At 72.1% G+C, this 19,859-nt stretch carries 21 protein-coding genes; 12 read left to right on the forward strand and 9 right to left on the reverse strand.

Annotated features, from left to right (window positions below):
* Positions 1-70 precede the first annotated feature (70 nt).
* Together aroH and ACFMQL_RS28445 are read left to right on the forward strand one after the other, a co-directional pair.
* Complete coding sequence (gene aroH / locus ACFMQL_RS28440; protein ID WP_364054508.1) at positions 71-430, forward strand: chorismate mutase; 360 nt, start codon at positions 71-73, stop codon at positions 428-430.
* A 126-nt stretch (positions 431-556) separates the two neighbouring features.
* On the forward strand, positions 557-1,645 hold the full coding sequence (locus tag ACFMQL_RS28445; RefSeq protein ID WP_364054505.1) for a prephenate dehydrogenase: 1,089 nt from the start codon (positions 557-559) through the stop codon (positions 1,643-1,645).
* A 272-nt stretch (positions 1,646-1,917) separates the two neighbouring features.
* On the opposite strand, the gene ACFMQL_RS28450 is transcribed toward ACFMQL_RS28445, so the two are convergent.
* A complete protein-coding gene (locus ACFMQL_RS28450; protein ID WP_364054502.1) occupies positions 1,918-2,112 on the reverse strand; it encodes a DUF2795 domain-containing protein in 195 nt (64 codons plus the stop codon).
* A gap of 193 nt (positions 2,113-2,305) precedes the next feature.
* Here ACFMQL_RS28450 and ACFMQL_RS28455 point away from each other — a divergent pair, with 193 nt between their 5' ends.
* From ACFMQL_RS28455 to aspS, 5 genes are all read left to right on the forward strand, one after another.
* The gene (locus ACFMQL_RS28455) at positions 2,306-2,926 is read left to right on the forward strand and encodes a TetR/AcrR family transcriptional regulator (RefSeq protein WP_378787861.1); all 621 of its coding nucleotides are present in this window, start codon (positions 2,306-2,308) and stop codon (positions 2,924-2,926) included.
* 21 nt (positions 2,927-2,947) lie between these two features.
* Positions 2,948-4,321 carry a carotenoid oxygenase family protein gene (locus ACFMQL_RS28460; protein ID WP_378787863.1) on the forward strand — a complete coding sequence of 458 codons (1,374 nt, stop codon included), beginning with the start codon at positions 2,948-2,950 and terminating at the stop codon, positions 4,319-4,321.
* Between the two features lie 53 nt (positions 4,322-4,374).
* Positions 4,375-5,031, forward strand: coding sequence for a (d)CMP kinase (gene cmk / locus ACFMQL_RS28465; RefSeq protein ID WP_364054493.1), 657 nt, complete (start codon positions 4,375-4,377; stop codon positions 5,029-5,031).
* 39 nt (positions 5,032-5,070) lie between these two features.
* Positions 5,071-6,459: a ribosome biogenesis GTPase Der gene (gene der / locus ACFMQL_RS28470; RefSeq protein ID WP_364054490.1), complete on the forward strand. Its 1,389-nt coding sequence runs from the start codon at positions 5,071-5,073 to the stop codon at positions 6,457-6,459.
* A 268-nt stretch (positions 6,460-6,727) separates the two neighbouring features.
* Positions 6,728-8,056, forward strand: a complete 1,329-nt coding sequence (gene aspS / locus ACFMQL_RS28475; RefSeq protein ID WP_364054487.1) for an aspartate--tRNA(Asn) ligase — start codon at positions 6,728-6,730, stop codon at positions 8,054-8,056.
* A 102-nt stretch (positions 8,057-8,158) separates the two neighbouring features.
* Here the strand turns inward: aspS and ACFMQL_RS28480 are convergent, their stop codons facing one another.
* From ACFMQL_RS28480 to ACFMQL_RS28495, 4 genes are read right to left on the reverse strand one after another with little or no spacing between them, the layout of a single operon-like run.
* Positions 8,159-9,031 carry a hypothetical protein gene (locus tag ACFMQL_RS28480; RefSeq protein WP_378787865.1) on the reverse strand — a complete coding sequence of 291 codons (873 nt, stop codon included), beginning with the start codon at positions 9,029-9,031 and terminating at the stop codon, positions 8,159-8,161.
* Positions 8,983-10,074, reverse strand: a complete 1,092-nt coding sequence (locus tag ACFMQL_RS28485) for an MFS transporter (RefSeq protein WP_378787867.1) — start codon at positions 10,072-10,074, stop codon at positions 8,983-8,985. Before ACFMQL_RS28485 ends, ACFMQL_RS28480 begins: the two co-directional genes overlap by 49 nt.
* Before the next feature lie 60 nt (positions 10,075-10,134).
* Positions 10,135-10,782, reverse strand: a complete 648-nt coding sequence (locus tag ACFMQL_RS28490; protein ID WP_364054481.1) for an LppX_LprAFG lipoprotein — start codon at positions 10,780-10,782, stop codon at positions 10,135-10,137.
* 59 nt (positions 10,783-10,841) lie between these two features.
* The gene (locus ACFMQL_RS28495; RefSeq protein WP_378787869.1) at positions 10,842-11,300 is read right to left on the reverse strand and encodes a MarR family winged helix-turn-helix transcriptional regulator; all 459 of its coding nucleotides are present in this window, start codon (positions 11,298-11,300) and stop codon (positions 10,842-10,844) included.
* A 33-nt stretch (positions 11,301-11,333) separates the two neighbouring features.
* Here ACFMQL_RS28495 and ACFMQL_RS28500 point away from each other — a divergent pair, with 33 nt between their 5' ends.
* Positions 11,334-12,260, forward strand: coding sequence for a cation diffusion facilitator family transporter (locus tag ACFMQL_RS28500; protein ID WP_364054475.1), 927 nt, complete (start codon positions 11,334-11,336; stop codon positions 12,258-12,260).
* Positions 12,261-12,553: 293 nt separating this feature from the next.
* On the opposite strand, the gene ACFMQL_RS28505 is transcribed toward ACFMQL_RS28500, so the two are convergent.
* On the reverse strand, positions 12,554-13,945 hold the full coding sequence (locus ACFMQL_RS28505; RefSeq protein ID WP_364054472.1) for an aminopeptidase P family protein: 1,392 nt from the start codon (positions 13,943-13,945) through the stop codon (positions 12,554-12,556).
* 128 nt (positions 13,946-14,073) lie between these two features.
* On the opposite strand from ACFMQL_RS28505, the gene ACFMQL_RS28510 reads away from it, so the two are divergent.
* From ACFMQL_RS28510 to ACFMQL_RS28525, 4 genes are all read left to right on the forward strand, one after another.
* A complete protein-coding gene (locus ACFMQL_RS28510; protein ID WP_364054469.1) occupies positions 14,074-14,502 on the forward strand; it encodes a CBS domain-containing protein in 429 nt (142 codons plus the stop codon).
* 42 nt (positions 14,503-14,544) lie between these two features.
* A complete protein-coding gene (locus tag ACFMQL_RS28515; RefSeq protein WP_378787872.1) occupies positions 14,545-15,255 on the forward strand; it encodes a hypothetical protein in 711 nt (236 codons plus the stop codon).
* 77 nt (positions 15,256-15,332) lie between these two features.
* Entirely contained in the window at positions 15,333-16,106 is a 774-nt protein-coding gene (locus ACFMQL_RS28520; RefSeq protein WP_364054466.1) for a cyclase family protein, read from the forward strand.
* Positions 16,103-17,719, forward strand: a complete 1,617-nt coding sequence (locus tag ACFMQL_RS28525) for a thiamine pyrophosphate-binding protein (protein WP_378787874.1) — start codon at positions 16,103-16,105, stop codon at positions 17,717-17,719. The genes ACFMQL_RS28520 and ACFMQL_RS28525 overlap by 4 nt, the downstream gene beginning before the upstream one ends.
* Before the next feature lie 50 nt (positions 17,720-17,769).
* Here the strand turns inward: ACFMQL_RS28525 and ACFMQL_RS28530 are convergent, their stop codons facing one another.
* The 3 genes from ACFMQL_RS28530 to dhaK form a co-directional block, all read right to left on the reverse strand.
* Positions 17,770-18,132 (reverse strand): phosphoenolpyruvate--protein phosphotransferase, encoded by a 363-nt coding sequence (locus tag ACFMQL_RS28530; RefSeq protein WP_364054460.1) that lies wholly within the window; start codon positions 18,130-18,132, stop codon positions 17,770-17,772.
* A gap of 82 nt (positions 18,133-18,214) precedes the next feature.
* Complete coding sequence (gene dhaL / locus ACFMQL_RS28535; RefSeq protein ID WP_364054457.1) at positions 18,215-18,838, reverse strand: dihydroxyacetone kinase subunit DhaL; 624 nt, start codon at positions 18,836-18,838, stop codon at positions 18,215-18,217.
* Complete coding sequence (gene dhaK / locus ACFMQL_RS28540; protein WP_378787876.1) at positions 18,835-19,815, reverse strand: dihydroxyacetone kinase subunit DhaK; 981 nt, start codon at positions 19,813-19,815, stop codon at positions 18,835-18,837. The genes dhaL and dhaK overlap by 4 nt, the downstream gene beginning before the upstream one ends.
* Between the last annotated feature and the right edge of the window lie 44 nt (positions 19,816-19,859).

Here is a 19,859-nt window from a genome sequence, read left to right on the forward strand (position 1 = left end):
TCTGGCCGGACGCAGGAGCCCGTGCGCGAACTCCGCACGGGCTCTACGGCTCTGGAAGGGGACGAAGCACATGGTGCGGGCGATCCGTGGTGCGATCCAGGTGGACGCCAACGACCGCGACTCCATCATTTCGGGCACGACCGAGCTGGTCAGCGTGATCATGGAGCGTAACAGCCTGACTCCGGACGACGTGATCAGCGTGCTGTTCACCGCGACGCCCGACCTGACGGCCGAGTTCCCCGCGCTCGCCGCGCGTAAGCTGGGTTTTCACGAAGTGCCGCTGATCTGCGCCACCGAGATCGACGTCCCCGGGGCGCTGCCGCGCGTGGTGCGCCTGCTCGCCCACATCGAGACCGACCGGCCGCGTTCCGAGATCCACCACGTCTATCTGCGGGGCGCGGTGGCGCTGAGGCAGGACATCGCCCAGTAGATTCGCTCCAAGCCCAGGACCACCCAGCCCAGGACCAACCAGCCCAGGACCAGGCACAGGACGCGGCAGGCAGGCCGGCCGCGCGGCACCTCTCAACCGTTCAGCCCGACCAATCAGGACATCGAGATGGATCTTCGTACCGTGCTCGTCGTCGGCACCGGTCTCATCGGCACCTCCACGGCGCTGGCGCTGCGCAAGCGGGGCGTCCGGGTGCTGCTCGCCGACCGCGACGAGGGAGCCGTACGGCTGGCACGGGAGCTCGGCGCAGGCGAGGAGTGGCGGCCGGGCACGCCCCAGGCCGAGGGTGTGGACCTCGCGGTCATCGCGGTGCCGCCCGCGGCCGTGGCGACCGAGCTGCACGAGCTGCAGCGCATCGGCGCCGCCCGCTTCTACACCGACGTGGCCAGCGTCAAGGGCGAGCCCATCCACCGGGCCAGGCAGCTCGGCTGCGACCTGGCGTCCTACGTCGCCTCGCACCCCCTCGCCGGGCGGGAGAAGTCGGGGCCCGGCGCGGCCAGGGAGGATCTGTTCCTGGGGCGTCCGTGGGCGCTGTGCCCGACCGAGGAGGCCGATCCTGAGGCGAAGGCGGCGGTGCTGCGGCTGATCGAGCTGTGCGGGGCCAACGCCGTCGAGGTGAGCGCCATCGACCATGACCGCGCGGTCGCGGTCGTCTCGCACGCACCCCACGTGGCCGCATCGGCGGTGGCGGCCCGGCTCGCCGACGCCACCGACGTCGCGCTCGGGCTGGCCGGCCAGGGCATCCGCGACGTCACGCGGATCGCGGGCAGCGACCCCGGGCTGTGGCTCGGCATCCTGTCCGGCAACGCGGGGCCGGTGGCCGAGGTGCTGGAGGCCGTGGCCAACGACCTCGCCGACGCGGCCAGCGCGCTGCGCGCCCTGGCCGAGGGCGACGGCACCGCCACCGACGAGATCACCCAGTTGCTCAAGCGAGGCGTGGCGGGGCACGACCGCATCCCCGGCAAGCACGGCGGGCCCGCCTCCGCGTACGCCGTCGTTCAGGTGGTCATCGGCGACCGTCCCGGCCAGCTCGCCCGGCTGTTCCAGGTGTGCGACGAGGTCGGGGTCAACGTCGAGGACGTCCGGCTGGAGCACGCCCCCGGCCTGCCGCTGGGCATCGCCGAGCTGTCGGTCGAGCCCGGCGCGGCCGCCACGCTCACCGAGGCGCTGCACGAGCGCGGCTGGCAGGTCCCCTGACTCCCCTGACGCACCACTGCCGACGACCGCGTCCAAGCCGCCTCTGACGCCCCGATGTCCGCGTTCAGGCGGTTTCTGATGCGCGGTTGTCCGCGTTCAGGCGGCTTCTGATGCGCGGTTGTCCGCGTTCAGGCGGCTTCTGACGTGCGGTTGTCCGCGTCCTTGGAGGCAACGCCTGCGTGGAGCCGTCGGCGGCGACGGGCCGCACCCCGTGCCGGGACACGGATCGGGCGGAGCCCTGTGGGGCCCCGCCCGATGTCCTGCCGGGCGAATCAGCGTTTGGTGATCGCCTGGCTGACGGCGTTCGGGCCGTCGTATTCGCGGTCCGGCATGGATTCGAGTGCCTTGAGAATGTCCTTGCTCGCGTTCTGCTCGCGAGCCGCCTTGATCAGATCCTGCTTGCTGGCCGGGTAGTCGACCCCGCTCAGGTGCTTCTGCAGGTCGATCGGGTTAGGTGCGGTTGTCATACCTGCCTGATGCCCCCCAATCACGATACGTAACGACTTGCTCGCAGTGAGTTGGTAGATCCCGTTTTCACGTGTTAGGTCCGGCTCTACAGGACGCGTCCCGGGCTGAGCGCCCCGGTCTCCGGGTTGACGGGCCGGGCGGCTTCGCGTACAAAGATCGGTAACAGTGTTACCGACAAGAAACGGCGTTACCGTGAGCACCCCGTACCAGCAGGCCCAGCGCGAAGGGCAGGACGTCGTCAGGGCGACCATCCTCGAAGCGGCCAAGAACCTGCTCATCAACGAAGGGCCGGCGGCGCTGACCGTCCGGCGCATCGCGTCCGAGGTCGGCTGCTCCACGAAGGTCATCTACACGCTCTTCGGCGGCAAGGACGGCCTCAGCGAGGCCCTCTGGCTGGAGGGCTTCGCCCGGCTGGAGCGGCGGCTGCTGGACGTGCCGCGCGACGGCGGCCCGCTCGACCGGCTGATGGCCATGCTGGCCGCCTACCGCGACCACGCACTGGCCGAGCCCGACTACTACCGCGTGATGTTCCTCGGCGCCCTGCCGGGGTTCAAGGCGGGGGAGGAGGCCATCCGGACGGCCAAGCGCACGTTCGGCATGCTCGTGGCGGGCGTGGCCGCATGCCTGGAGGCGGGGGAGCTGGCCGGGGCCGAGGCGCCGGAGATCGCCGACCTGCTCGGGATGGCCGTTCACGGGGCGGTCAGCCTGGAGATCTCCAGCTACTTCGAGGAGGCCGACACCTCGGCCCGCTACCGGCTGCTGTGCACCTCGGTGCTCACCCCGTTCATGACCCGGGACGGACGCCGTACCTGATCACGACAGGAGAGGGAGATCATGAGCACCACACCGTTCACCGGAGGCTTCGCCCCCGCCACCGAGGAGATCACGGCCTTCGACCTGGAGGTCACCGGCCGCATCCCGGCCGAGCTGAACGGCCGCTACTTGCGCAACGGCCCCAACCCGATCGGCCTCGACGACCCGGCCGCCGCCCACATGCTCCTGCCCGAGGGCATGGTGCACGGCATCAGGCTGCGCGACGGCCGCGCCGAGTGGTACCGCAACCGGTGGGTGCGCAGCGCCTCCGTCGCCGAGCGGCTCGGCGAGGAGCCGCGCTCCGGGCCGGTGCACGCCGGCCTGGACCTCGCGCCCAACACGTACGTGATCGGGGTGGCCGGCCGCACGTTCGCGACGCAGGAAGGGGGAGCGCGGCCGTACGAGCTGACGTACGAGCTCGACACGATCGGCCCGTGCGACTTCGGCGGGAAGCTGCCCGGCGGCTACACCGGCCACGCCCACCTCGACCCGGTCACCGGCGAGCTGCACGCGATGGCGTACTTCTTCGGCTGGGACCACCACCAGCACATCGTCATCGACGCCAAGGGCGAGGTGACGCAGGTGACGAAGATCCCGGTCCCCGACGCGCCGATGATGCACGACTTCGCGCTCACCGAGCGCTACGTGGTGATCTACGACCTGCCGGTGACGTTCAGCATGGAGCAGGCCGAGAAGGGGACGACGCTGCCCGTCGCGTGGAACGAGGACCACGCGCCGCGGCTCGGCCTGCTGTCGCGGGCGACCGGCGAGGTGCGCTGGTTCGAGGTGGCGCCGTGCTGGGTGTTCCACACGCTCAACGCCTACGAGGAGGGCGATGAGGTGGTCGTGGACGCCGTGCGCTACCCCAGGCGGTTCGTGGACGGCCGATTGGATCTCGGGGGCGCGCCCACGCTCGACCGCTGGCGCATCGACCTGCGTACGGGAACGGTGACCGAGACGCGGCTCGACGACCGGCCGCAGGAGTTCCCGCGCATGGACGAGCGCCGCACCGGCCGGCCGTACCGCTACGGCTACACCGTCGCCACTTTCGACGTGGAGGAGCGCTTCTACCCTGGCGCCACCGATCTTGAGGACATGCCGGACTCGGCGTTCGACAACACTTTGATCAAGCACGACCTGACGACCGGCACGCGGGAGACGCGGCGGATGGGGCGCGACGCGTACGCGGGGGAGCCGGTCTTCGTCCCGGCGGGCGACGGCTCAGGCGCGGCCGAGGACGACGGCTACGTGCTCGCCTACGTCAACAACCCCGGCAGGGGAGCGGCCGATCTGGTGATCCTGTCCGCGCAGGACTTCACCGGCGAGCCCGTCGCCACCGTGCATCTTCCCGTACGCGTGCCGCTCGGCTTCCACGCGAGCTGGATCGCCGACTGACCCGGAGGCGGTAGCCTCTTTCCGGCAAGCCGAAACGTGAAGAGGGAGAGACCGTGGCCGGTCTGGTCGTCGCGATGGACGGCCCTTCGGGGTCGGGTAAGTCGAGCGTGTCGCGCGGGGTCGCCCGCGCGCTGGGCCTGCGTTACCTGGACACCGGGGCGATGTACCGCGCGATGACCTGGTGGATGCTGCGCGAGGGCGTCGATCTGACCGATCCCGCCGCCATCGCGGCCCGCTGCGGCGAGCCCGAGGTCGTCTCCGGCACCGACCCTGACGGCCCCACCATCCACGTCGACGGCGTCGATGTGGCGGGGCCGATCAGGGAGGCCGACGTGACCGGCGCGGTCTCGCTGGTGGCGGCGGTCCCCGAGGTACGCGCCCGCCTGGTGGCGCTCCAGCGCGAGATCGTCGGCGACGGCGACATCGTGGTGGAGGGCCGCGACATCGGCACGGTCGTCTGCCCCGACGCCGCCGTGAAGGTCTACCTGACGGCCAGCCCCGAGGCCCGCGCTCTGCGGCGCAGCGCCGAGGTGGCCGGCTCGACGGTGGAGGCGCAGCGCGAGGCCATGGCCAGGCGTGACACCCTTGACTCGACACGGAAGACAGACCCGCTCTCGATGGCGGAGGGCGCCGTCGAGCTCGACACCACCGACCTGACCTTGGACGAGGTCATCGCGGAAGTGTTGAGACTGGTCAAAGAGCGCACCTGACCCGAAGTCCGGTGCGGGACTCACAAAGGACGATGAATAGTGACAACGGGGGATTGGGTCGAGGCCGACCTCGAAGACCTTGAGATAGGCGAGCACGAGGACAGCACGCCGCTGCCCGTCGTGGCCATCGTGGGCCGGCCGAACGTCGGCAAGTCCACGCTGGTCAACCGCATCATCGGCCGCCGTGAGGCGGTCGTCGAAGACGTGCCGGGCGTCACCCGCGACCGGGTCACGTACGACGCCAACTGGCGTGGCCGCCGCTTCACCGTGGTCGACACCGGCGGCTGGGACCCCGACGCCACGGGCATGAACGCGCGCATCGCCGAGCAGGCGCAGGTGGCCGTCGAGCTGGCCGACGTGATCGTGTTCGTGGTCGACGCCACCGTGGGCGCCACCGACGCCGACGAGATCGTCGGCTCGGTGCTGCGCCAGTCGGGCAAGCCGGTCGTGCTGGCCGCCAACAAGGTCGACAACCAGCAGCTCGAGCTGGAGGCCAGCGCGCTGTGGTCGCTCGGGCTCGGCGAGCCCCACCCGGTCTCCGCGTTGCACGGGCGCTCCAGCGGCGACCTGCTCGACGTCGTGCTCGACCTGCTGCCCGAGACGCCGAAGGTCACCTTCGACGGCGAGCGCGGGCCCGCCCGCGTGGCGCTGCTCGGCAAGCCCAACGTCGGCAAGTCCTCCCTGCTCAACAAGCTGGCGGGGGAGGAGCGCGTGCTCGTCGACCCGATGGCCGGCACCACCCGCGACCCCGTCGACGAGCTGATCGAGCTGGGCGGGCGCACCTGGCGCTTCGTCGACACCGCCGGCATCCGGCGGCGCGACCGCGAGCTGCAGGGCGCCGACTTCTACGCCGCCATGCGCACCCGCGCAGCGCTCGAGCGCAGCGAGGTCGCGGTCGTGCTCATCGACGCCAGCCAGCCGCTCACCGAGCAGGACCTGCGCATCATCGGCCTGGTCATCGAGTCGGGCCGGGCCATGGTCGTCGCCTTCAACAAGTGGGACCTGCTCGACGAGGACCGCCGCTACTACCTGGAGAAGGAGATCGACCGCCAGCTCGTCCGCACCCCGTGGGCGCTGCGCGTCAACATCTCCGCCAAGACCGGCCGCCACCTCGACCGGCTCGTGCCCGCCCTGGAGAAGGCGCTCGACTCGTGGTCCACGCGGGTGCCGACGGCCCGGCTCAACGCGTTCCTGACCGACCTGGTGCGCGAGACCCCGCCGCCGGTGCGCGGCGGCAAGCAGCCGAAGATCCTCTTCGCCACCCAGGCGGCCATCGAGCCGCCCAAGTTCGTGCTGTTCACCTCCGGCTGGCTGGAGGACACCTACCGGCGCTTCATCGAACGGCGCATCCGCGAGGAGTTCGGCTTCGCCGGCTCGCCCATCGAGGTGACGATGAAAATCAGGGAGAAGCGCAAGAAGGACAAGTGATAAGGTCACCGGCAACGCGTTGACGGAGACGAGTAGCCGCGGGACCCACGGCCGCAGAGAGCCGCCGGTAGCTGCGAAGGCGGTGCCGTGACCCGCCGGTGAAGACACTCCTGAGTGCGGGGAGGAAATGCCCCGCCGGTTGACCCCCGTCATCGGGTCGTAACGAGGCCGCCCCCGTTCGCCGGGGGCGGTGAAAGTGCGGTGGCACCGGGAGCTCCCTTCTCCCCCGCACTCCCAAGGGGTCATGCAATTCTTCGCAGGAGTTGTGATGATCTCTCGTGTTCTGTCGGCGGAGCTCGCTGAGCACGCCGGGCAACGAGTGACGGTCGCCGGCTGGGTCCATCGCCGCCGGCGACTGAAGTCCGTGTCCTTCCTCGTCGTACGCGACCGCGCCGGGCTCGCCCAGGCCGTCACCGCGCACGACCCGCCTTCCGAGGTCGGCCCGTCAGGGGGCGGCCTGTCTTCCGCGAACGGCTCGGCCGAGAGCGACCTGCCTGCCGAAGAGACAGTGGTCGCGGTCACCGGCACCGTGGCCGCCAACCCGCAGGCGCCCGGCGGCCATGAGCTGGTCGAGCCCTCGATCGAGGTGCTGGCCGAGACGGGTGCGGCGCCGCCGTTCGACCTCTACCGGCCCGCGGTCAACGCGGCGCTGCCGACCGTGCTCGACCACGCGCCGGTCGCGCTGCGGCACCCGCTGCTGCGGGCGCCCCTGGAGATCGCGGCCGCGGGCGTCGCCGGGTTCCGCGAGACGCTCGACCGGCTCGGGTTCACCGAGATCCACACGCCGAAGATCGTCGGCTCGGCCACCGAGTCCGGCGCGAACGTCTTCGCCATCGACTACTTCGGCAGGCCCGCCTACCTCGCGCAGTCGCCGCAGTTCTACAAGCAGGCGATGGTCGGGGTGTTCGAGCGGGTCTACGAGGTCGGGCCCGTCTTCCGCGCCGAGCCGCACGACACCGTACGGCACCTCGCCCAGTACACCAGCCTGGACGCCGAGCTGGGCTTCATCCGCGACCACCGGGACGTGATGGCGGTGCTGCGCGAGGTGGTGGCGGGCATGCTGGAGTCCGTACGCCGCCGGGCCGGGCACGCCGTGTCACTGCTCGGCGTACGCCTGCCCGAGGTGCCCGCCGAGATCCCGGCCGTGCACTTCACCGAGGCGCAGCGGCTGACCTCGTCGCCGGAGCCCGACCTGTCGCCCGCGCAGGAACGGTGGCTGTCGGAGTGGGCCGAGCGGGAGCACGGGTCGGAGTTCCTCTTCGTCACCGGCTACCCGATGTCCAAGCGGCCCTTCTACACCCACCCCGACCCCGAGCGGCCCGGCTACACCAACGGGTTCGACCTGCTCTTCCGCGGGCTCGAACTCGTGACCGGCGGGCAGCGGCTGCACCGCTACGACGACTACGTCCGCGCGCTGGCCGACCGGGGCGAGGACACCGGCCCGTACGAGGGGTATCTCCAGGCGTTCCGGTACGGGATGCCGCCCCACGGCGGCTTCGCCCTCGGCCTCGAACGCTGGACGGCCAAGCTGACCGGCGCCGCCAACGTCCGCCAGGTCACCGCGTTCCCGCGCGACCTGCACCGCCTGACGCCCTGAACCTGCGCCGAGGGGCGGCCCTCTGCTCGGAGGGCTCGTGGGCCGCCCCTCAGCGGCGGGCCGGTAGGTCGGCGGGCACCACCGCCCGCGTGGGGCCGCCTTTCAGCGGCGGGCCGGCATGCGGGCGGCCACCACCGCCCCCAGCAGGCAGATGACCGCCGTGACCAGGAACATCTCGGTGTACTCGGTGTGCAGCGCAGCCTGCACCAGCTCTGTGTACTCGGCCAGCTGCCGGCGGTACGTCTCCGCGTCCACCCCGAACGGCAGCGGTGTGTCCAGATGCGCCGTCAGCGACTGGAACCGGTAGAAACCCCACGCCGACACGGCCGCGATGCCGATCAGCATGCCCATCATCCTCGCCACCACGACCGCCGCCGACGCCACGCCGTGCTGGTCCGCCCGGCTCACCCGCAGCACCGCCGACGACACCGGGGCGATCACCAGGCCGAGCCCCAGGCCCGCCAGGACCAGCGTGAGGTCCACCCTCAGGCCCGCCTCGGCCAGGTCGAGCGGCCAGCGGCTCATCAGCGCGTAACCGGCCGCCGCGGACACCATGCCGGCCACCGCCACCACCCGCTCGCCCAGGCGGCGGGCCAGCAGGCCGCCCAGGAACGCCGCCACCGTCAACGCCGCCAGGAACCTCGCCAGCACCAGCGACGCGCCCAGCTCGTCGGCGCCGAGCAGAGTCTGGGCGGTGATCGGCACGAACACCATCGTGACCAGCAGCGCCGCCCCCGCCAGGAAACTGACCGCCAGCGTGGCCAGCAGGGGGCCCTTGCGGGTGCCGGTCAGGTCGAGCAGGCGTACGGGGGAGCGTACCTCCCACCACACGAAGCCGGCTCCCGCCACCACGCTCGCCCCGATCAGCGGCAGGCCCCACGACGGGAGCACGGCGGCGGCCGGGTCGGGGTTGTAGAGCCCCACGATCAGCAGCGCCAGCGTGACCGCCAGCAGCGCCCCGCCGACCGCGTCCACCCGCCCCGCGCCCGCTTTCGCGCCTGCGCGGGCCTCGCCCGCTTTCGGGGTCGATCCCGTGCCTGCGCTGGCCTCGTCCGCTTCAGTGGCCGTGTCGGTCTCGGGCCGGCGGCTTCTGCGTGCGTCTCTGCGGCCGCGCCGGTTCCGAGTGCGAGGGTTTCGGTGCGCGGGTCCGCCGCGTTGCTGCGCTCGCCCGCTTCCGCGAGCGTGGCGAAGCGGGCGGGTGCCGGCGGCGCGGCGGTGTCGCGCGGCTGCGAGCCCGCGCCAGGACCGGCCACCTCGCCCTCGCCGTACTTCCCGCCTCCTGCACCGGTGATGGGCTGGGCGCTCGCGGCGGGCGCGGGAGCCTGAGCGGGTTCGGTGTGCACGTCCACCGCTGAGCGCGCGGCCGCTCCGGACTTCCCGGGCGGGCTGCTCTCGCCAGAGGAGGGCGGCGGGGGCACGAGGTGGCCGGGTGGGAGGGCGCGGTGGACGGCCAGGGCGGCGAGGGCGGAGAGCGGGACGTTGATCCAGAAGATGGCGTGCCAGCCGCCCAGCTCGATCCCCGCGACCACCGTGCTCGGAACCCCGGCGAGCAGGCCGCCGTACAGGGGCCCGAGCGCGCTGCCCAGCTCCTGCGCGGCGCCGACGGCACCCAGGGCGACGGAGCGCTCGCGCTCCTCCCACAGGTCGCCGATGACCGCCATGGTGATCGGCAGCAGCGCACCGCCCGCGACCCCCTGCACGGTGCGCCCGGCCACCACTGTGATCTCCCCGCTCGCCAGCGCGGTCAGCACGGAGCCGAGCGCGAACGCGGCCAGGCAGGCGTGGATGAGCGGGCGGCGGCCGTACCGGTCGGAGAGCCGCCCGAGCAGCGGCATCGCGGCGACGTACCCCAGCAGGAAGCCCGTCACGATCGGGGTGGCGCGTTCGAGGTGGTTGAGCGGGATGCCGACGTCCTCGGCGATGCCGACCAGGACCGTCACCACCACGTACGCGTCCAGTGCGGCGAGCAGCACCACCGCGCCGCCCGCGCCGAGCACCACCCGCCGGGCGCGCCTCACTGCGCCCTCCTCATCGAGCACTTCCCGTCAAGCTCGCCTCACGTCCCGTCTGCAACGGCCTCACTGCGCGGGCGGCTTGATCGTGACCGGCGCGTCGTAGTCGCTGAACGACACCGTCACCGTGCCGCCCTCCAGCGGCAGGCTGGCCTTGGTGAGCCTGCTGCTGGCCTGGTCGATCCAGATCTTGGCGTTCACGCCCTGCGTGACGCCGGGGACGATCTGGCCGACGACGCTGCCGGGGAAGGTGGTGGCGACCCGGTAGGAGCCGTTCTCGACGGCCTCCACCTTGGGGTCGGTGCCGGAGGCGAGCAGCTGCGCGACGCCCTTGGTCGGCTCCAGGATGACCGACGGGTCGTAGATCTGGGCGAGCTGCTGCCGCGTCATCTTCTGGAAGCCGCCCGTGGCGCCCTTGAAGTGGACGGTGTCGCCGACCACGGCGAAGGTGACCTCAAGGAGGCTGCCCAGCGCCTCGAGCGTGATCGTGCCGTCGGCGTCCCCCTCCGCCGTGAGCCGCCCGTCGGCCTTCTTCAGCGGCACGTTCGGCTTGCCCTCGGTCGCGATGGAGAAGCCGGCCGACTTCACCGTCTTCATGGCGTCCACGGCCTTCTTCATCACGTCGGGCCCGGCCGGCAGCTCCGCCCCCGCGCCGCCTGACGAGCACGCCGTCGCGAGCGCGAGGACCGCCACGATCAGTAGCTTTCTCAGCATGACCGGATGCTAGCCAGCGCGGAGATCGCGCGTGGCCGCTCGCGTATATCGGTTGGGTGTCAGCGCAGCTTCTTCAGATGCTCGACGATCGGCGCGTACGCCGCCACGATCGCGTCGAGCTGGTCGTCGGTGAGGCGGTCGACGAAGTGCTCGCGCACGCCCCGCACGTGGTGCGGCGCCACCCGCTGGATCGTCTCCCAGCCCTCGTCGGTCAGCACCGCGTAGGTGCCCCTGCGGTCGTCGCGGCAGTCCTCCCTGACGACCAGGCCCTTGGCCTCCATGCGGGAGATCTGGTGCGACAGCCGGCTGCGCGACTGGATGGTGACGTCGGCCAGCTCGCTCATCCGCATGCGGCGGCCCGGGCTCTCGGAGAGGTTGACGAGGATCTCGTAGTCGTTGAGCGAGAGCGAGTGCGCGTGCAGCTCGCGGTCGAGCCGGTGCATGAGCAGCTTGTGCACCGCCAGATGCGTACGCCACGCACGTTGTTCGGCAGGCGACAGCCAGCGGGGCTCACTCACGCACTCAATCTAGCGCACGTAAGGTGGGGCGCTATGGGCGAGAAGTCTGGGGAGAGCCTGGGCACCGTGCTCGTGGCCGGCGCCGCGAACCTGGCGATCGCGCTGGCGAAGCTGATCGCCGGTCTCATCGGCGGCTCGGCCGCCATGCTGTCGGAGGCGGCGCACTCCGCCGCCGACACCGTGACCGAGCTGCTGCTGCTGGTGGCCGTGCGGCGGTCGGGCAAGCCGGCCGACCGGCGGCATCCGTTCGGGCACGGCAAGGCGGGTTTCGTCTGGGCGCTGATGGCGGCGGTGGCGACGCTGGTGGGCGGGGCCGGGTTCTCCATCACCCACGGCCTGCACGAGGTCGGCCACGGCGAGGAGCTGGCCGACCTCACCCCCTCGTACGTCGTGCTGGCCGTCGCGTTCGTGCTCGAGGGCACCTCGTTGCTCAAAGGGCTGGCGCAGCTGCGCCGCGAGGCCGCACGTTACGGCATCCCGCCCCGACGGCTCGTACGGGTGACCTCCGACACGGCGCTGAAGGCCGTGCTGTTCGAGGACGGCGCCGCGCTCATCGGGCTGCTGGTGGCCGCCGGAGGGCTGCTCGGCTCGCAGCTCACCGGATCGGCGCTCTGGGACGGCGTCGCCTCCGTCGTGATCGGCCTGCTCCTGCTGGTCGTCGCGGTCACCCTGATCAGGACGAACCTGTCGCTGCTCATCGGCCAGGCCGCGCCCGAGAGCGTGCAGAACGGCATCCGCGCCGTGCTGCTCGACCAGCCCGAGGTGGCCGGCGTGGTGGAGCTGCTGACGATGGTGATCGGGCCGGGCGCGGTCCTGGTCGCCGCGAAGATCGATTTCCAGGACGAGGCCACGGCCCGTGGCGTCGAGAAGGCCGCCGACGAGGTGGAACGGCGGCTGCGCGAGCAGTTCCCCCAGGTACGGCAGGTGTTCCTCGACCCCACGCCGACCTGCCGCCGCTGATCACTTGTCGGCGGGCTTGCCGTCCAGGCTGTACCGGTCCCCCGACGCCGCGCCGAGCACGGCACGTCGTTGATCTTCCTGGTGTCCTTCTCCTTCACCGTGCTGATCTCGAGGTGGGGGTCCTTGACGGAACGGATCGCCTCCGAGGTGTTCACCTGCTGGTCCACGACCACGATGGCGTGCGCGGTCGCCTCGTCCACGTCGGCCAGGTAGACCTCGCGCACGGTCGCCTGCGAGGTGGCCTCGAGCTTGACGATGACCTGCGCCATCGCGCCGCCGACGTGCCCGGCTCGCTACAGGAGCCCGCCCATCCAGGACTCGATCTCGTCGGGGTGGCGGGGCAGGCCGTCCGACAGCATGGTCGCGCCGTCCGCCGTGATCAGCAGGTCGTCCTCGATGCGCACGCCGATGCCGCGCAGCTCCTGCGGCAGCGTCAGGTCGTCCGGCTGAAGGTACAGGCCGGGCTCGACGGTCAGCACGTGGCCCTCCTCCAGCACGCCGTCCAGGTAGACCTCGGCCCTGGACTTCGCGCAGTCGTGCACGTCGAGGCCCAGCATGTGGCCGCTGCTGCAGAGCGTGTAGCGGCGGTACAGGCCGGTCTCCATGAGCGTGTCGGCCGACTCCTTGAACAGGCCCCACTCGCGCAGGCCGTCGCAGATGACGCGCATGGCCGCCAGGTGGAAGTCGCGGAAGCGGGCGCCCGGCCGCAGCGTCGCGATGGCCGCCTTCTGGGCCTCGTACACCAGCTCGTACACCTGGCGCTGCACCGGGCTGAAGCGGCCGGACAGCGGGATCGTACGGGTGACGTCGGCGGTGTAGAGGGTGTCGGACTCGACGCCGGCGTCCATGAGCAGCAGGTCGTCGCGGTGCAGCGCGCCGTCGTTGCGGATCCAGTGCAGCACGCAGGCGTGCGAGCCCGAGGCCACGATGCTCTCGTAGCCGACCGCGTTGCCCTCAAGGCGCGCCCGCAGCCCGAACACGCCCTCCAGGTACCGCTCGCCGCGCGGGTGGCCGATCGCCTGGGGGAGCGCGCGTACGACGTCCTCGAAGCCGCGCACGGTCGCGTCCACCGCCGAGCGCAGCTCGCCCACCTCCCACTCGTCCTTGACCAGCCGCATCTCCGACAGGAACGACTCCAGCTCGGCGTCGCCGTCGCCGCGCTCGACCCGCGCGTCCACCGACGGGTCCACGCCGCGCAGCACCCGCGCCGGGCCCTTGAGGTCGAGGTCGCGGATGTGGGCGCACTCGATCTGGTACAGCTCGGACGCCTCCGCCAGGTCGGGGCGCGGCCCGGCCCAGAACTCGCCGTAGCGGCGGTCGCGGTAGAACTCCTGGCCCTCGGCGCGCGGGGCGCGCGGCCTGACGTACAGGACGGCCTCGCCGGACGGCTCGATCACCAGCACGTCGTCCGACTCGTTCGCCCCCGTCAGGTACGAGTACGCGCTGTGCGGCCGGAACCGGTAGTCGCAGTCGTTGCTGCGCACCTTCAGCGTGCCCGCCGGGATCACCAGCCGCTCGCCGGGGAAGCGCTGTGCCAGCGCGGCCCGCCGCTTGGCCGCCCACGGCGCGATCGGCCGGGGCGCGATCTCCGCCCGCCGCTCGCTCGCCCACCCGGTCCGCATGAACGCGGCCAGCTCCTCGGTGACGGGCAGATCATGGCTTCCGGTATTGAGCCGCTCGGTCATTTCTCACGGTCCCTGAGTGACGTGTCGGATTCGTACGCAGGCAGCCTACGGGACCGCTTGACTGGGCCCCCACCCGCTTGTTTGCTCTGGACACGGGCTTGGAACACTGAGGGACAGAGGTGGTGCACATGCTCATCGGTACGATCCTTCGGAACAAGGGCAGCGACGTGACCTGCGTGGCACCGTCCGCCACCGTCCGCGAGCTGCTCGCCAAGCTCGCCGAGCGCAACATCGGGGCGGTGGTCGTCTCCTCTGACGGCGTGACGATCGAGGGCATCGTCTCCGAGCGCGACGTCGTGCGCCGCCTGCACGACCGGGGCGCCGCCGTCCTCGACATGCCGGTGTCGTCGATCATGACGACCGAGGTGACCACGGTGGGGCCGGGGGAGAACGTCGACTCGCTGCGCCGCACCATGACCACCCAGCGCTTCCGCCACATGCCCGTCGTCGACCAGGGCCGGCTCGTCGGCATCGTGAGCATCGGCGACGTCGTCAAGAGCGCCATCGAGGAGCTGGAGACGGAGAAGGCGTCGCTCGTCGACTACCTGCACCGCTGACCCGGCGCATGCGGGGTTGACAGGGGTGGCACGCTAAAACCCGTGATGTACGGGCCGCCTCCCCCTGACTACCCGCAATACCCCCGTGCGACGAGCAGCCCGCCGATCATCGTGCTCGTCGCGGGGCTGGCCGCGCTGCTGGGATTCCTGCTGGGGGTGTTCGTCGGGTTCGGCGCCGGCTCCCCGTCGTCGAGCGGCGAGCCCGCGCCCAGGGTGACGGTGACGGTCGAGAAGAGCCAGTCGCCTCCCGCGGACGCCGGTCTGCCCGCGCAGCCGACGCAGGGGGTGCCCACCGATCCGGCCCAGACCCCACCCGCGCAGACTCCTCCTCCTGGTCAGACCCCGCCTGCCCAGACCCCGCCTGCTCAGAGCGGGCCTGCTCAGAGCGGGCCTGCTCAGAGCGGGCCTGCTCAGAGCGGGCCTGCTCAGAGCGGGCCGATCGGGACTCCGCCCGTGCAGACCCCGCCTGGTGAGACGCCCGCCCAGAGCGTGCCCCCGCAGACGCAGCCCGGCGGGACCCTCACCAACTCCGCGTCCCTGCGCACCCTCCGCGTCGGCACCGACATCCAGCCGGGCACCTACCGCACCACCGGCCCGGCCTCCGGGTTCACGATGTGCTACTGGGCCCGGCTGCGCGACGAGAGCGGCGACGTGATCGCGGCCGGCATGCCGTCCGGCGCCGCCGTGGTCACCATCCAGCCCACCGACAAGGCGTTCCAGACCGGCGGCTGCGCGGAGTGGACGAAAGCCTGACGCGCGAGGTATCGGCGTGTTTGCTCTGGTAAGGCGAGCGTAGGAGGATGCGGCTCAGCCCTACCGAGGAGGAAGACATGTCGGTGTTGCAGAGCTTCGTGGACAGCGTGCGCAGCGGGGCGATCGAGGTGATCGACCTGACCGCGCCACTCACCGCGGAGACACCGATCCTCCAGCTGCCCGAGCCGTTCGCCAACACGATCCCGTTCCGGCTCGAGGAGATCAGCCGGTACGACGACCGCGGCCCGGCGTGGTACTGGAACGACATCCACACCGGAGAGCACACGGGCACGCACTTCGACGCTCCCGTCCACTGGGTCACCGCCCGCGACGGGCAGGACGTCTCCCAGGTGCCGGCCCGCAGCCTCATCGCGCCCGCCGTGGTGCTCGACTTCGCCGACGAGGCGGCGAAGGACCCCGACTTCCTCCTCCAGATCGACCACGTCGAGCAGTGGGAGCGCGCCAACGGCCCGCTCCCCGACGGCGGCTGGCTGCTCTACCGCACCGGCTGGGACGCCCGCTCCGGCGACCAGGCCGCGTTCATCAACGCCGACGACAACGGCCCGCACACGCCCGGCATCTCCGCCGAGTGCGCCGAGTGGCTGGCGTCCGAGACGCCCATCCTGGGGATCGGCGTGGAGACCGTCGGCACCGACGCGGGCGCCGCGCACTCCTTCGACCCGCCGTTCCCGTGCCACTCCTTCCTCCTGGGCGCGGGCAAGTACGGGCTCACCCAGCTCCGCAACATCGACCGCCTGCCCGTCACCGGCGCCGTCGTGGTCGCGCCGCCGCTGCCCATCGTGGGCGGCTCCGGCAGCCCCGTCCGCGTGCTCGCCCTGGTGGAACGTTGATCGTCGCCGAGGCCGTCGGCCGGGCCCTGGCCGCCTGCGGAGCCGAGACCGCGTTCGGGGTGGTCGGCAGCGGCAACTTCCACGTCACCAACGCCCTCGTGGCCGCCGGCGTGCGCTTCGTCGCCGCCCGTCACGAGGGCGGGGCCGCCACCATGGCCGACGCCCATGCCAGGATGAGCGGCCGGCCCGGCATCGTCTCGGTGCACCAGGGTCCCGGGCTGACCAACGCGCTGACCGGCATCACCGAGGCGGCCAAGAGCCGCACGCCGCTGGTCGTGCTGGCCGGCGAGGCCACCGAGCCGCAGTCCAACTTCCACATCGACCAGGCCGGGCTCGCCACGGCGGTGGGCGCGGTGGCGATGCGCGTCACCGACGCGGGCGATGCGGTCGCGCAGGCGGCGCGGGCGTACCGGCTGGCGGTGGGGGAGCGGCGTACGGTGCTGCTCAACCTGCCGCTCGACGTCCAGGCCGCGCCTCACTCCGGCGGACTCGACGTGCCCGCCGAGCCGGCCGCGCCCCGCGTGGAGCCCGAGATCGGCGAGCTGGCCGCCGCGCTGGAGACGGCCGGGCGGCCGGTGTTCATCGCCGGCCGCGGCGCCCGGCACGCCCGCCGCGAGCTGGAGGCGCTGGCCGAACGCACCGGGGCGCTGCTCGCCACCTCGGCCGTGGCCAAGGGCCTGTTCCGCGGCAGCCCGTGGGACCTCGACGTCTCCGGCGGTTTCGCCACCCCGCTGGCCGCGGAGCTGATCCGGGACGCCGACCTCATCGTGGGCTGGGGCTGCGCGCTCAACATGTGGACCACCCGGCACGGCTCGCTCGTCTCGCCCGGCGCCAGGGTGGCCAAGGTGGACCTCGAACCCGCCGCGCTCAAGACCCACGTGCCCGCCGGCATCGGCGTCGTCGGCGACGTGGCCGAGGTCGCCGCGGCGCTGGCGGACGCGGTGCCGCAGCGCACCGGCTACCGCACGCCCGAGCTGGCCGGGCGCATCAGGGCCGAGGGACGGTGGCGGGCGGTGCCGTACGACGACGACGGCGCGGGCGGCAGGATCGACCCCAGGACGCTCACCATCGGCCTGGACGACCTGCTGCCCGCCGAGCGCGTCGTCTCCATCGACTCCGGCAACTTCATGGGATATCCGTCGATGTTCCTGGACGTGCCGGACGAGAACGGCTTCTGCTTCACCCAGGCGTTCCAGTCGGTCGGTCTGGGCCTTGCGACCGCGATCGGCGCCGCGCTCGCCCGGCCCGACCGGCTCCCCGTGGCCGCGCTCGGCGACGGCGGCTTCCTCATGGGGCTCGCCGAGCTGGAGACCGTGGTCCGGCTGGGGCTGCCGATGGTGATCGTCGTGTACGACGACGAGGCGTACGGAGCCGAGGTGCACCACTTCGGCCCGCACGACCACCCGCTCGGCACGGTCACGTTCCCACCCGCCGGCCTCGCCGCCATCGCGCGCGGCCACGGCATGGACGCCGTCACCGTCACCCGCCGCGAGGACCTGGCGGGCGTCTCCGCCTGGCTCTCCGGGCCCAGGGACCGTCCGCTGCTGGTACACGGCAAGGTGACCAGGGAACGCGGCTCCTGGTGGCTGGAGGAGGCGTTCAAGGGCCACTGACGGGCGTTCAAGGGCCACTGACGGGCTCTGCCCGCCGAGGGGCGCCCGCGTCAGAACTTGCGGTGGGTGCGGGCCTCCTCGGCGGCCGCCACGACCTCGGCCAGCGTCTCTCCCGCGCCCGCCGTCACCGCCGCCGCGATCGCGCCTTCAAGGAACGGCACGTCGACCACCACCGCCTTGCCCTCATCGGCCAGCAGCCGGGCGTTCAGCACCGAGCTGCCGATGTCGGGGATGAGCACCACCCCGTCCCCGTCGTCGACGCTGCGCACCGCCTTCTCGATCACCTCCACGCTGCTGCCCAGCCCGCCGTCGGCCGTCCCGCCCGCGGCCGCCACCGGCACGTCATCGCCCGCGATGCCCCGGACCAGCCGCACGGCCTCGGCCGCCAGCCCGGCACTGTGTGAGACCAGCACCACGCCCACCGTCACAGCGCCTCGCCGCCCAACGATCGCACCGCCTTTCTCAAGCCCGGCCACGAGCGCGCACCCGCGGCCCTCATCCCGCCACGCTCGCCAGCGCTTCGAGCAGCAGCGCCGCCGAGGCCGCTCCCGGGTCCTCGTGGCCGATGCTGCGCTGCCCCAAGTAGCTCGCCCTGCCCTTCTTCGCCTGCATCGGGATCGTGGCCTTGGCCCCTTCCAGAGCCGCGTCCGCCGCCTTGACCAGCGCCTCGTGCACGCCGACGCCGTCGCGTACGGCCAGCGCCAGCGCACGGGAGGCGGGGGTGAGCGCGTCCACCATCGTCTTGTCGCCCGGCGTGGCCTTGCCCAGCCGCTCGATCGCCACCACGCCGTCCTCGAACGCCGCCGCGAAGCCCGCGAGCGTCACCGGCGACTCCCGCAGCGCCCTGCCCATCTGCCGGAACAACGACCCGTACAGCGGCCCCGCCGCGCCGCCCACCCGGCGGATCAGGATCGTCCCCGCCGTCGTCAGCACCTCCGACGCCGAGCCCGGGGGATCGTCGGCCAGCGCCTTGCACACCTCGGAGAAGCCGCGGTCGAGGTTGGTGCCGTGGTCGGCGTCGCCGATCGCCGCGTCCAGCCTGGTCAGGCGGTCGCGTTCGCGGCGGATCAGCCTGGAGCTCTCCTCGAACCAGGCCACGAACAGATCGGTGTCCATCATCGCCCCCAGCGCAGTCCCGGCGTCTCGACCGGCGCGTCCCACAAGCGGGTCAGCTCGTCGTCCAGCGGGCAGACGGTGACCGAGAAGCCCTGCATGTCGAGGCTCGTCACGTAGTTGCCCACCAGCGAGCGCGCCACCCTCGCCCCCCTGCCCTTGACGTACGCCGCCACCTCGCCGAACACCACGTACAGCTCCGACAGCGGGGTGCCGCCCATGCCGTTGACCATGACCAGCAGGTCGCCGCGCAGCGGCATGTCGCCGTGGATCGCGTCCATCGCCACGCCCGCCAGCTCGCGCGCCGGTGCGATCGGCACCCGGGTGCGGCCAGGCTCGCCGTGGATGCCGATGCCCAGCTCCACCTGGTTCTCCGGCAGGTCGAAGATGGGCTTGCCGGCGGAGGGCGGCGTACAGGAGGTCAGCGCGATGCCGAACGACCGGCTGCGCCGGTTGACGTCGGCCGCCACCGCGGCGACGTCCTCCAGCGGCAGGCCCTCCTCCGCCGCCGCACCGGCGATCTTCTCCACGAACAGCGTCGCGCCCGTGCCGCGCCGGCCCGCCGTGTAGAGCGAGTCCTGTACGGCGACGTCGTCGTCCACCAGCACGCTCGCCACCTCGACGCCCTCGACCAGCTCGGCCGCCATCTCGAAGTTGAGCACGTCGCCGGTGTAGTTCTTGACGATGTGCAGCACCCCGGCGCCGCCGTCCACGCTCGTGGTCGCCTCGATGATCGGGTCGGGCACCGGCGAGGTGAAGATCTCGCCGCAGCAGGCGGCGTCGAGCATGCCGTAACCGACGAACCCCGCGTGCAGCGGCTCGTGCCCCGAACCCCCGCCCGACACCAGGCCTACCTTGCCCGGCCTCGGCCCCGCCGCTCGATAGACCACGTTGTCGCGGACCCGCAGCGACGGGTGAGCCGCGGCCATGCCGTTCAATGCGTCCTCAACGACGGAATCAGCCGTGTTGATGAGCTTCTTCATGGTCAGAACATCTGCCCTTTTTCACGACCGCGCAAGCGTCATGG

This window comes from Nonomuraea fastidiosa, from assembly GCF_042751225.1.
GTDB classification, from domain to species: Bacteria; Actinomycetota; Actinomycetes; order Streptosporangiales; family Streptosporangiaceae; genus Nonomuraea; species Nonomuraea fastidiosa.

What these genes read in the sequence shown, in the direction of transcription:
- ACFMQL_RS28445 (WP_364054505.1), top strand. Translation starts at nt 557, where the DNA reads ATGGATCTTCGTACCGTGCTCGTCGTCGGCACCGGTCTCATCGGCACC.
- ACFMQL_RS28510 (WP_364054469.1), top strand. Translation starts at nt 14,074, where the DNA reads ATGCTCATCGGTACGATCCTTCGGAACAAGGGCAGCGACGTGACCTGC.
- aroH (WP_364054508.1), top strand. Translation starts at nt 71, where the DNA reads ATGGTGCGGGCGATCCGTGGTGCGATCCAGGTGGACGCCAACGACCGC.
- ACFMQL_RS28490 (WP_364054481.1), bottom strand. Translation starts at nt 10,782, where the DNA reads ATGCTGAGAAAGCTACTGATCGTGGCGGTCCTCGCGCTCGCGACGGCG.
- ACFMQL_RS28500 (WP_364054475.1), top strand. Translation starts at nt 11,334, where the DNA reads ATGGGCGAGAAGTCTGGGGAGAGCCTGGGCACCGTGCTCGTGGCCGGC.
- dhaL (WP_364054457.1), bottom strand. Translation starts at nt 18,838, where the DNA reads ATGATGGACACCGATCTGTTCGTGGCCTGGTTCGAGGAGAGCTCCAGG.
- dhaK (WP_378787876.1), bottom strand. Translation starts at nt 19,815, where the DNA reads ATGAAGAAGCTCATCAACACGGCTGATTCCGTCGTTGAGGACGCATTG.
- ACFMQL_RS28520 (WP_364054466.1), top strand. Translation starts at nt 15,333, where the DNA reads ATGTCGGTGTTGCAGAGCTTCGTGGACAGCGTGCGCAGCGGGGCGATC.
- aspS (WP_364054487.1), top strand. Translation starts at nt 6,728, where the DNA reads ATGATCTCTCGTGTTCTGTCGGCGGAGCTCGCTGAGCACGCCGGGCAA.
- ACFMQL_RS28450 (WP_364054502.1), bottom strand. Translation starts at nt 2,112, where the DNA reads ATGACAACCGCACCTAACCCGATCGACCTGCAGAAGCACCTGAGCGGG.
- ACFMQL_RS28460 (WP_378787863.1), top strand. Translation starts at nt 2,948, where the DNA reads ATGAGCACCACACCGTTCACCGGAGGCTTCGCCCCCGCCACCGAGGAG.
- ACFMQL_RS28505 (WP_364054472.1), bottom strand. Translation starts at nt 13,945, where the DNA reads ATGACCGAGCGGCTCAATACCGGAAGCCATGATCTGCCCGTCACCGAG.